The following is an 11,261-nucleotide window of genomic DNA, read 5'->3' on the forward strand; positions in this document are numbered from 1 at the left end:
AGCCTGCTCGACTTATCCCGGCCCCCTGTCTAGCGTCGCGCGCGAAAGGGGACTGACATGACCAGCACTTCGTTCAAGCTTCTCGCCGGAGCCGCATTCGGCGCGGCCGCACTCGCTTCACCCACGCAGGCGCAGCGCAATTTCGACGAGGTCGAAATCCGCATCGAACGCATCGCACCCGGGATCGCCGTGCTTTACGGCGCGGGCGGCAATATCGGTGTGAGTTACGGCGAAGACGGCACGATCCTGATCGACGACCAGTATGCCCCGCTGACCGGCAAGATCGAGACGGCCGTCGCAGAACTTGGCGCAGAGCCCGTCAGCTTCCTCATCAACACGCACTGGCACGGCGACCACACCGGCGGTAACGAAAATCTCGGCAAGAAGGGCGCGACCATCTTCGCGCAGGACAATGTCAGGGTCCGTCTCGCGGAAGGACGCCCGGAGGCTGATCGACCGATCCCGCCCGCCGCCAAGGAAGCGCTCCCGGTAGTCACCTACGGGCAGGGTGTGACCATGCATCTCAATGGCGACACCGTGGACGTCATGTTCCTCGGCGGTGGTCATACCGATGGGGACAGCGTGGTCTTCTGGCGCGAGGACAATGTCGTCCACATGGGCGATCTCTACTTCAAGATACCAGGCTATCCGTTCATCGACATCCGCTCCGGCGGCAATGTCATCAATGCGATGAACACGCTCGATGCTGTAATCCGCATGATCGACGATGAGACGAAGGTCATCCCGGGCCATGGTCCGATGTCGAATAAGGCGGAACTGGTCGCCTATCGCGCGATGATCGGTGATGCTGTCGAACGTGTCCGCGCGCTCAAGGACGGCGGCGCAACCTCGGAAGAAGCGGTCGCCGCGCAGCCTCTTGCCGGGTTCGACCGGGGCGAAGGCTTCATCAGTGCCGATTCTTTCGTCGCAGCGATCTACGCCAGCCTCTAGCCGAGCCTTTCTTCCACTTCGCGCCTGATCGTCTCGATCAGCGAAGGATCCGTGGTCAGGCGCCCGGCTTCCTCGTCGAGTATGGCGTGGAAGGCGCGGCGCTTGAAGGCGAGGCAATCCTTGTGGGCGATCGGCTTGCCGACAGTCGAGCAGACCATGTCGATCATCCGCTCCGCGCCGTGAAGTCGGCCCCAGAGGTAATCGTTCTCGCGATAAGTCCGGCTGAAGAACGCTCCGAAATTGTAGAACTCGATGCCCCTTAGCGTGGCCCTCGTACCGCCTTCTCGTATCGAGCGGGCGTCGTCGGGACTGATGCGATCGACCTTGATCGGGTCGAATTCAGTGAGCCCCTCTTGCCCCATCAGCGGCAAGGTCGCGATGTCGTAGAACGGGAAGCCGAGGTAGGTCAGGAGCATCTTGCGGCGCAAGTTCTGTGGCATTTGCGCGAGAGCTTCGGACAGTCGCTCCTCCGCCTCCTGGTCGACGGCCGGCAAGAGCCGCCTTTCGGCCAGCGCATCGAGGACCGCACCCGGGTCTTCCATCACCCTGGCCGCCAGCTCGCCGAAGTCCTCGCCGAGCGCATCGATCTCGTCCCGTTCGTCGTAGAGCGAGAGGATCTGGTAGATCAGCCCGCGAGCGCGATCGACTTCCTCGTCGTCGATCTCCGGATCGGCTTCCCATTCGCGGGACAGGCGGCGGATCAACAGGCGAAGGCGACGCAGGCGAAAACCGATGTCGTGCGCGCGGAAGAAGGCGATGGCCTCGCCGCTGGCACCGCCCTTGCGCCCGGACAGCGACGCGAGCCCGCGATCATCGAGGGTGCGGCGGAATGCATCGACTATGGGCGCATGATCCGGCAGGTCAAGGACAGGGGCGGCGCGCAAGGTGATCGCTGCGAGGTCTTCGAGGATGCCGGCATATTTGACCTGCGCATAGGACTGGAATGCGTATCCCGCATCGAAGGCAGCCTGCTCCTGCGCCTTGTTGCGCCAGGTGACGAGCCGCTTGGTCGTGGGCCGGTCGAGGAACAGGGTTCGCCCGAAGAGCTTTTCGACCGCTTCCTCGACCTCGCCGCGCAGGGCGGAGACCATCTGCCGCAAGCGCTCCGCTTCGCGCGTCTGGCGCTCGAGCACTTCGAGGTTGTCGCGGATGGGCTGTTCACGAGGGATCGTCGACAACGAGCCGAGGATCGCTCCGAAAAAGCCCACCTCGTTGTCGCCATTCTCGCGGAAGGAGCCGAAGCGGTCGGGTCGGGGGTCGACATAGACAAAGCGCCGGTCGACTTCGCGCTGGGCAGGGCGCCCACGTAGCGCGCGGATAGCGCCGTCGAACGGCTTGTTGACCAGCACCGAGCCGTCGATCAGCGAGACCTTGTGCGTGTCGTCGTTGCGCACATGGGCGGGCATCACGCGGCCGAGGAAATCTTCCCTGCCGGGCCAGTCACGCCCGCGCTGTTCTCCTAGCCGGTCGATTTCGGCAAGGGTGAGGGGTGGGAAGGCCCCGGGGAAGCTCGCCGTTGCCCTTGCTGCCAATGTCAGTTCGAGCAGGTTGGCGATGTCGCTGCCTCCTTCGCCGGAGGAATGCGAAGAGAATTCGATCGGCATCCGATGCTCGGTCTCCTCGACAACCGGAGGGCTGTTGAGGCGGAGCAATTCGCGGTGCCCCTTGAAGTCGGTCGCGGTCACGAAAAGGTTGATCGGATGGCCGGGCGGCAGGAGCGGTTTTTCGACCGGAGCCTGCGCCATCGCCTCGAACGCATCGTACAGGAGACCTGAGAAATTATCGCCCGAGAAGGGTGGCTGGAACCAGCGCGACCTGACGAAATGCGAGACCTTGCGGCGCACTTCGTCCCGCGTTTCGGGGGCTACGCTTTCCGAGACCACATTGCCCGGCCGGCTGAACAGCCACCACGCGATCGGCGTCGCCCAGAACTTGGCGAATTTCCACACCGGGCGGGCATCGGGGTCGAGCAGGCGATCGACGTCCGCCGTATCGAGCCACAGGTCGGTCAGCGGCTCGAGCGACTGGCCCGAATGGACCGCTTGGGCGAGGAAAACCGCATTGATGCCGCCTGCGCTCGCACCGGAAAGGATATCCGGCAGGACGCGCAACTTCAGGTCGCAGTCGCTTTCGATATGCTCGAGCAGCTCGCGGTAAACGCCTTGTACACCGCTGCTCTTGGGTTCGCGCGCATGGAACGACCTGCTCGATCGCGCGAGCTTCCAGAGCTCCTTCGTGACGCCATGCATGTAGATCGCCAGGCTGACACCGCCATAGCAAACCAGTGCAATCCTGAGCTCTTTCTGCCGCATGCCTTGCTTGTGGCGGGCAAAACTCGTGAAGGCAATTGCGTTCCACCTATGTTCTGTTTACCGCTGGGGACATGGCCAAGCCCAAGAAGCGTTTCGTCTGCCAGAATTGTGGCTCGATTTCCTCGCGTTGGCAGGGGCAGTGCCCCGATTGCGCGGAATGGAACACGCTGGTCGAGGACGCGCCGGCGACCGTTTTTTCGCAGAAGCACGATTTGTCGAGCGGCGGCCGCAAGGTGGAATTCGAGGCGCTGGACGAACCGGGTGAACCGCTGAAGCGGAGGCCGACCGGCCTTGCGGAGTTCGACCGAGCGCTGGGGGGCGGTCTGGTCCCCGGTTCGGCAATCCTGATGGGCGGCGATCCGGGTATCGGCAAGTCGACGCTCCTGCTGCAGGCGGCTGCGACGATCGCGAAGGATGGCGGCTCTGCAGTCTATATCAGCGGCGAGGAAGCGGCCGGGCAGGTGCGGATGCGCGCCTCGCGCCTCGGCGTTGCCGATGCTCCGATCAAACTGGCGGCTGCGACTTCGGTCCGCGACATCCTGACGACGCTCAACGCGAGCGAGCCGCCGGCATTGCTTGTGATCGATTCGATCCAGACGATGCATTCCGACACGATCGAGGGCGCGCCCGGCACCGTCAGCCAGGTGCGCGGATGCGCGTTCGAGCTGATCCGCTACGCCAAGGAAAACGGGGTGGCACTTGTCCTCGTCGGACACGTCACGAAGGACGGCAATATCGCCGGCCCCCGCGTGCTCGAACACATGGTTGACGTAGTGATGAGCTTCGAGGGGGAACGCAGCCATCAGTACCGCATCCTGCGCGCTCTCAAGAACCGCTTCGGCGCGGTCGACGAGATCGGCGTTTTCTCGATGGCGGGTAGCGGGCTCGAAGAAGTTGGCAATCCGTCGATGCTGTTCCTGTCCGGGCGTGACGAGCCGCTCGCCGGTAGCGCGGTCTTCCCGGCGCTCGAAGGGACGCGCCCGGTGCTGGTCGAAGTGCAGGCGCTCATCGTCCGGTTGCAATCGGGTGCGACACCTCGGCGGGCCGTGGTTGGTTGGGACAGCGGCCGCCTGGCCATGCTGCTCGCGGTTCTCGAATCGCGCTGCGGTCTGAATTTCAGCTCCGCAGAAGTTTATCTCAACGTCGCGGGCGGTTATCGCCTGTCGGATCCTGCAGCGGACGTTGCGGTTGCTGCTGCGCTCGTCTCGGCGCTTGCCGATAAACCGCTCGCAACCAACAGCGTATGGTTCGGAGAAGTCTCGCTCGCCGGGGAAATCCGCCCAGTCGCCCATTCCGGGGTGCGGATGCGCGAGGCTGCGAAGCTGGGTTTCGGCGTGGGATATGGGCCAGGGGATGCGGATGGTTCAGCCGGTCTTAACTACCGTTCTCTCAAGCAATTGGCCAATCTCGTTGACCGAGTAATGGCATCGGCTTAATTCAGCGGCGGACATGACGGGTTTCGATATCATCGTATTGGGTATTGTCGCGGTTGCGGCAATTGGCGGCTTCATGCGCGGACTGGTGCAGGAGGTGCTGTCTCTGGCATCGTGGATCCTCGCGATTTTCGCGATCCACTACCTGCATACGCCGCTCTATTCGGCACTCGCACCCTATACCGGCGCAAGCATCCCGACGGCGATTCTCGCCTTCGTCCTGCTGCTGCTCATTCCCTATGCTGCGATGAAGCTTATCGCGGGCCGGGTCGGTGAGGCATCGCGCAACTCGATTCTCGGTCCGATCGACCGCGTGCTCGGCTTCGGCTTCGGCGCGATCAAGGGCGCGCTGATCGTGGTCATCGCCTTCTCCTTGCTGGTCCTCGGCTACGACACGGTCTGGGGTATCGCGGGTCGTCCGGCCTGGATCACGACTGCGCGCACCTATCCGGTGGTCAATGCATCGACCGACGCGCTGGTCCAGATGGTCGAGGAGCGCCGCACGCGCCTGCGTGCCGAGCAGGAAGCGGCCGAGAATTGAGCCATGGCGGCGTCTGCTGCTGACAAGCTCTACACACCGACGATCCTGGCGCTGGCGGTCGAGCTGGCGAATTATCCAAATGCATCGGACCTCGAACTGAAAGGCGAGGCGCGCTCGAAAAGCTGCGGTTCGACCGTCGATGTGGGAATTGGTCCCGGTCCGGATCGGAAGATCAGCGAGATCGGGATCTCGGTAAAGGCTTGTGCAATCGGACAGGCCGCAGCGGCCATTTTCGCCGCAGCCGCCAAGGGCAAGTCGCTTGACGAGCTAAAAGACGAACAGCGCCAGCTTGAGGGCTGGCTACGAAGCGGCGGTGCCACGCCGCGGATCAAACGTATCGAATTGCTCGAACATGCGCGTGAGTATCCTGCACGCCATGATGCGATCCTTCTGCCGTGGAAGGCCGCGATTGCCGCGCTTTCCAATGGCCCGTCGCCTCGCTAGACCGCTTTCCCGATAAGCATACGCGGGGGAGAGCAATCGTATGAGCGAGAGTATCGCACTCAAGGACCGGGAACCGAGCGAGAAGGAAATCCGGCTCGTCATCGGTGCGAGTTCCGCCGGTACGATCTTCGAATGGTACGATTTTTTCATCTACGGCACGCTCGCCTACATCCTGAAGGATGCCTTCTACGCGACCGACAACGACACGCTCGGCCTGCTGCTCGTCTGGTCGACCTTCGCGGTCGGTTTCGCTTTCCGTCCGATCGGCGCGATCCTGTTCGGCTTCCTAGGCGACAGGTTGGGACGCAAATACACCTTCCTCGTCACCGTCACGCTGATGGGTATTGCGACGGCAGGGGTGGGCTTCATCCCGACCGTGCAGACGATCGGCATTGCGGCGCCGATCATCGTCATCCTACTGCGTGTCTTGCAGGGGCTCGCGCTCGGCGGGGAATACGGCGGGGCGGCGATTTACGTCGCCGAACATGCGCCCCCTGAAAAGCGCGGATATTACACGAGCTTCATCCAGGCGAGCGTCGCGGGCGGTTTCGTCCTGTCGATCGCGGTCGTCCTGGCCTGCCGCTTCCTGATCCCCGAAGACGATTTCGTGGCATGGGGCTGGCGCGTGCCTTTCCTGCTTTCGATCATCCTTCTCGGCATCTCGCTCTGGATGCGCCTGATGCTGTCCGAAAGCCCTGTTTTCCAGGCGATGAAGGAAGCGGGCGAAACGGCCAAGAACCCGTTCGTAGAGAGCTTCACCTATCCCGGGAACAAGCGCCGCATCTTCGTCACCCTGTTCGGTGTGACCGGCATCCTGACCACGATCTGGTACACCGCGTTCTTCAGCGCGATGAGCTTCCTGCGCGGACCGATGCATGTCGACGATTTGACCGTGGAGCTGATCCTGTTTGTTTCCGGCCTCATCGCGATGACCTTCTACGTCATCGTCGGCAAATGGTCGGACACGATCGGGCGCAAGAGGCCGATTATCATCGGCGCGGTTGCAACACTCTTCCTGCTGTTCCCGGCGTTCTGGGGTCTGGGCAGCCTCGCCAATCCGGGGCTCGCGGAAGCGTCGGAACGCACGCCGATCGTCGTCACCGGACAGCAATGCACGACCGATCCCTTCGCCGACCTGTTCGACCGCGAGCAGACCGATTGCGGCAAGGTGCTGGAGACGCTGACGGCATCGGGTGTCGCCTACACCGTCGAAGCGGGGGGCACCCTCGGCATGTCGGCAGGCGGCAATGCGATCCCGATCGCGCCGGAGTGGCTCGAGAACGCAGGCGAGCGCCGCGACGGCATCCGCGCCGCACTGAGCGAATACGGCTTCGACTTCACCAAGCAGCAGCCCGGTATGGGCGCGATCCTCGGTATCGTCGCGATCCTTCTCGGGCTCGGCGTGTTGTCGGCGCTGACCTATGGCTCGGTAGCTGCGCTGCTGAGCGAAATGTTCCCGCCGAAGATCCGCTATTCCTCGATGTCGATCCCGTATCACATCGGTGCCGGCTACCTTGGTGGCTTCCTGCCGCTCATTGCAGGGGTGATCGTTGCGAGCACCGGGAATATCTATTCCGGCCTGTGGTACACCTGGGTCGTGGTAGCCTTCGGCGTGGTCGTCGCATGGTTCGGCTTGCCGTCGGGCCCACCGAAAGATTTCGAAGAGAATGGCTGACCTGCCGCCGGCTTCGCTCAGGCTCAAAATCGACCGGGATGCGATCGCGCATAACTGGCGCACGCTCGATCGCATGTCCGGCGCCGCGGCAGCAGGCGCTGCGGTCAAGGCCGATGCCTATGGGGTGGGCGTCGACCATGCGGTGCCTGCCCTGCGGGATGCGGGTGCTCGCGCATTCTTCGTTGCGCACTGGAGCGAGGTTCCTGCGGTCCTGAAGCATGTCCCGGCGGAACAGGTCGCGGTACTGCATGGCCCTGCGAATGCAGCCGATGCAGCTTTCGCCCGGGCGACAGGCGTCCTGCCCGTGATCAACAGCATCGCGCAGGCGCGTGTCTGGGCGGAAAGCGGCGGCGGACTGTGCCATGTGATGGTCGATACGGGCATCAATCGCCTCGGCCTTTCGTTGGGCGATATCGGGGACGTGGCAGTCCAGGCACTCGAGGTCGATGTGCTGTTGTCGCACCTCGCTTCGGCGGACGAGGACATTGCGAGCAACCGGAAGCAGCTAGAGCGTTTTGAAACCGCCATCGAGGCAGTCCCTCATCGCCGAACGAGCCTTGCCAACAGCGCGGGCATCGGGCTCGGCACAGAATACGCCTTCGACCTGACCCGACCGGGCCTTTCGCTGTATGGCGGCGTCCAGCGAGAGGAGCTGGTTCGAGAGATTAGGCAGGTCGTCTTTCCGCAGGCTGCAATCCTCCAGACCCGCCGGATCGAGGCGGGTGAGGGTGTCGGCTACAACGCCCAGTTCGTCGCGCCTTGCGACATGGGTATCGCGGTGGTTTCGCTCGGCTATGCAGATGGCTTCTTGCGGATGCTCGGACCCGATGCGGTATTCAGGTTCGACGGCAAGGAGCTGCCGGTTCTGGGCAAGGTCTCGATGGACATGATCGTCGTCGATGCCAGCGAGGTAAAGGACCTGCGCGAAGGGGACTGGGTGGATATACCTCTCTCGCTGCCCGAGACCGCCGCACGTTCCGGCCTGTCGCAGTACGAAATCCTGACCACGCTCGGTTCGCGCTATGATCGGGGGCTTGTTTAGGACGGATATGTTGCACTGCACTTGCTGCACCTGCTAATGCAGCAAAATTGCAGCATGAGAGGTGCTTACATGGCCAAGCGCAGCGCGCAGGATGGCGATACCATCATCATCAAGAAATACGCCAACCGCCGACTCTACAACACCGGGTCGTCGAGCTACATCACGCTGGACGATCTGGCCAAGATGACCCGCGATAACGTCGACTTCAAAGTGGTCGATGCGAAGAGCGGGGACGACATCACCCATTCGATTCTCACGCAGATCATCATGGAGGAAGAGGCGAGCGGAAAGCAGATGCTGCCGGTCAGCTTCCTGCGTGACCTGATCGCCATGTATGGCAATTCGATGCAGGCGATGATGCCTAGCTATCTCGAAGCCAGCATGGCGAACTTCCGCAAGAACCAGGCAAAGATCCAGGAAGCCTTCCAGAACGGCCTTTCCGGCAATCCGATTGCCAAGATCGCGGAAACCAACCTCGCCGTGATGAAGGCAATGGGCGAGGCTCTCCTGCCCGGCACCAAGGCCGATGCCGCCAAGCAGCCGCCAGAGGAAAAAAGCGAAATTGAGGCCTTGCGCAAGCAGATGGCCGCGATGCAGAAGAAACTCGACGAACTCGATAAATAGGCGCCCATCGCGCCGACCAGATCAGCAGGAAAAACAGTGTCCAATATCCGCCACGCCCTGTCGGTGAAGCGCGCCGACGATTTTGCCCAATGGTACCAGGAGGTCATCTCCGCCGCCGACCTCGCCGAAGAATCCGGTGTGCGCGGCTGCATGGTCATGAAGCCGTGGGGCTACGGCATCTGGGAGCGCATCCAGCGCGTGATGGACGCCCGCATCAAGGAAGCGGGTGTCGAGAACTGCTATTTCCCGATCTTCATCCCGCTCTCGAACTTCGAGCGCGAGGCAGAGCATGTCGAAGGATTCGCCAAGGAAATGGCGGTCGTCACTCATCACCGCCTGATTGCGGGCGAGGATGGCAAGCTCATTCCCGATCCCGAGGCGAAGCTCGACGAACCGCTCGTCGTGCGTCCGACCTCGGAAACGATCATCGGCGATGCGATGGCGCGCTGGGTGCAGAGCTGGCGCGACTTGCCGCTGCTCACCAACCAGTGGGCTAATGTCGTGCGCTGGGAGATGCGCACCCGCATGTTCCTGCGCACCAGTGAATTCCTCTGGCAGGAAGGGCACACCGCGCACGAAACACGCGAGGATGCGATCGAGGAAACGCACCGCGCGATCGAAATGTACCGCGCCTGCGCGGAAGACGACCTGTGCATTCCGGTCATCGTCGGCGAAAAGCCGGAGAACGAGCGCTTCCCCGGCGCGGTCGAGACCTGGTCGATCGAAGCCATGATGCAGGACGGCAAGGCGCTGCAGGCGGGCACGAGCCACTATCTCGGAACCAATTTCGCCGAGGCGAGCGGCATCCGCTTCCAGGACCGCGAAGGACAGCAGCAGCTGGCGCACACGACCAGCTGGGGTTTCTCGACCCGCATGGTCGGCGGCGTCATTATGACCCATGGCGATGACGACGGGCTGCGCGTCCCGCCGGTCATCGCGCCTTGGCAGGTCGTGATCCTGCCGATGCTGCGCGACAAGCCCGAAGACGAGGCCCTGCTCGATTATTGCACCAAGCTGGCGAACGAACTGAAGGGCAAGAGCGCGCTTGGCGAACCGCTTCGCGTCCTGCTCGACAAGAAGCCGGGCAAGGCCGCGGCGAAGCGCTGGGACTGGGTTCGCAAGGGCGCGCCCGTCATCATCGAGGTCGGTGGCCGGGACATGGAGAACGGCGTCGTCAGCCTGCTGCGCCGCGATCGCCTGTGGAACACGGACAACGGCAAGCCTGCCTTCCAGACGCCCGCCGTCGGCGAAGCTGCCGACATGCTCCCGGGCCTGCTCGAGGAAATCCAGAAGTCGATTTTCGAGGAGGCGCGCAATCGCCGTGACGAGAACATCACGCGCGGTGTGACGACCTTCGACGAGCTTGCTCAGTTCTACGACGGCAAGACCCGCTATCCGGGCTGGGTCGAAGTGCAGTGGTCGAAGCCGACCGGCGATGCTCTCGAAAAGGTCGTCGAAAAGCTGAAATCGCTCAAGCTCACAATCCGCAATGTGCCCATGGATGCGGAGCCGGTCGACGGCCCCTGCATCTTCACGGGCGAGCCTGCGGTAGAGCGGATCTACGTGGCACGCGCGTACTGACGGGCGAGGGAGGGGACCATGATCGAATCGGTAAAATACAACCTGTCGAACCTGACCAATTTCGAAGGCCGCGATGCGCGCCAGACATTCTGGTTCTACGTGCTGTTTCTCATCATTCTCCAGTTCGTGGCGAGCCTGATCGTCTCGATCCCGATGATGGTTGGCATGTTCCAGGGAGCTTTCGAAGCGGCGCGTTCGGGCGCCGACCCGCAGCAGCTCAACGCGGCGATGTTCGAGCAATTGGAAGGCTCGCTCAAGACGCAGATCTGGATCAGCGTGATCCTAGGCGTGCTGTCTGTGCTCCTTTTTGTCGCAGCCTTCGTCCGCAGGCTTCATGACAGCGGCAAGCCGGGTTGGTTGGCCCTCTTGGCGATCGGTCCTTACCTCGCAGCGCTGGCTATCAACGTGTCGTCTTTCGACAAGATCATGGCGAGCACGCGCGAGGCGATGACAGCGACCGATCCCAACCAGGCGATGGCGATGCAGTCCGAACTCTACGCCTACAGCATCCTGCCATGGATCGGTTATCTCGTCGTGATCGCGTTCGGGGTGATGAAGTCGGACGAGGGGCCGAACAAGTATGGCGAGGCACCTGTCAGGTTCTGAAAAATCGCTTAGGCCGTGACACTTGGCGCGGGCGGTCCCATATGGGCCGCCT

10 protein-coding genes are annotated in these 11,261 nt (G+C 62.7%); 9 read left to right on the plus strand and 1 reads right to left on the minus strand.

The annotated features are described in order from the left end of the window. The first annotated feature begins 57 nt into the window (after positions 1-57). Positions 58-951: an MBL fold metallo-hydrolase gene (locus tag EO245_RS09015; protein ID WP_128892607.1), complete on the plus strand. Its 894-nt coding sequence runs from the start codon at positions 58-60 to the stop codon at positions 949-951. Here the strand turns inward: EO245_RS09015 and EO245_RS09020 are convergent. Then, positions 948-3,263, minus strand: a complete 2,316-nt coding sequence (locus EO245_RS09020; RefSeq protein ID WP_128892608.1) for a patatin-like protein — start codon at positions 3,261-3,263, stop codon at positions 948-950. The genes EO245_RS09015 and EO245_RS09020 overlap by 4 nt on opposite strands. Before the next feature lie 71 nt (positions 3,264-3,334). Between EO245_RS09020 and radA the strand changes: the two genes are divergently transcribed. From radA to EO245_RS09060, 8 genes are all read left to right on the plus strand, one after another. Beyond that, positions 3,335-4,699: a DNA repair protein RadA gene (gene radA, locus EO245_RS09025; RefSeq protein ID WP_128892609.1), complete on the plus strand. Its 1,365-nt coding sequence runs from the start codon at positions 3,335-3,337 to the stop codon at positions 4,697-4,699. A 13-nt stretch (positions 4,700-4,712) separates the two neighbouring features. Beyond that, positions 4,713-5,237 carry a CvpA family protein gene (locus EO245_RS09030; protein WP_128892610.1) on the plus strand — a complete coding sequence of 175 codons (525 nt, stop codon included), beginning with the start codon at positions 4,713-4,715 and terminating at the stop codon, positions 5,235-5,237. Between the two features lie 3 nt (positions 5,238-5,240). After that, positions 5,241-5,681, plus strand: coding sequence for an iron-sulfur cluster assembly scaffold protein (locus EO245_RS09035; RefSeq protein ID WP_128892611.1), 441 nt, complete (start codon positions 5,241-5,243; stop codon positions 5,679-5,681). 40 nt (positions 5,682-5,721) lie between these two features. Continuing rightward, positions 5,722-7,356 carry an MFS transporter gene (locus EO245_RS09040; protein ID WP_128892612.1) on the plus strand — a complete coding sequence of 545 codons (1,635 nt, stop codon included), beginning with the start codon at positions 5,722-5,724 and terminating at the stop codon, positions 7,354-7,356. Further along, the gene (gene alr / locus EO245_RS09045; RefSeq protein ID WP_128892613.1) at positions 7,349-8,398 is read left to right on the plus strand and encodes an alanine racemase; all 1,050 of its coding nucleotides are present in this window, start codon (positions 7,349-7,351) and stop codon (positions 8,396-8,398) included. Before EO245_RS09040 ends, alr begins: the two co-directional genes overlap by 8 nt. Before the next feature lie 69 nt (positions 8,399-8,467). Then, positions 8,468-9,022: a polyhydroxyalkanoate synthesis repressor PhaR gene (gene phaR, locus EO245_RS09050; protein ID WP_128892614.1), complete on the plus strand. Its 555-nt coding sequence runs from the start codon at positions 8,468-8,470 to the stop codon at positions 9,020-9,022. A gap of 36 nt (positions 9,023-9,058) precedes the next feature. Next, a complete protein-coding gene (gene proS / locus EO245_RS09055) occupies positions 9,059-10,603 on the plus strand; it encodes a proline--tRNA ligase (RefSeq protein ID WP_128892615.1) in 1,545 nt (514 codons plus the stop codon). 18 nt (positions 10,604-10,621) lie between these two features. Further along, positions 10,622-11,209: a DUF805 domain-containing protein gene (locus EO245_RS09060; RefSeq protein WP_128892616.1), complete on the plus strand. Its 588-nt coding sequence runs from the start codon at positions 10,622-10,624 to the stop codon at positions 11,207-11,209. The last annotated feature ends 52 nt before the right edge of the window (positions 11,210-11,261 follow it).

Origin of the sequence: Erythrobacter sp. HKB08, from assembly GCF_004114695.1 — a bacterium.
Lineage (GTDB): Bacteria > Pseudomonadota > Alphaproteobacteria > Sphingomonadales > Sphingomonadaceae > Parerythrobacter_A.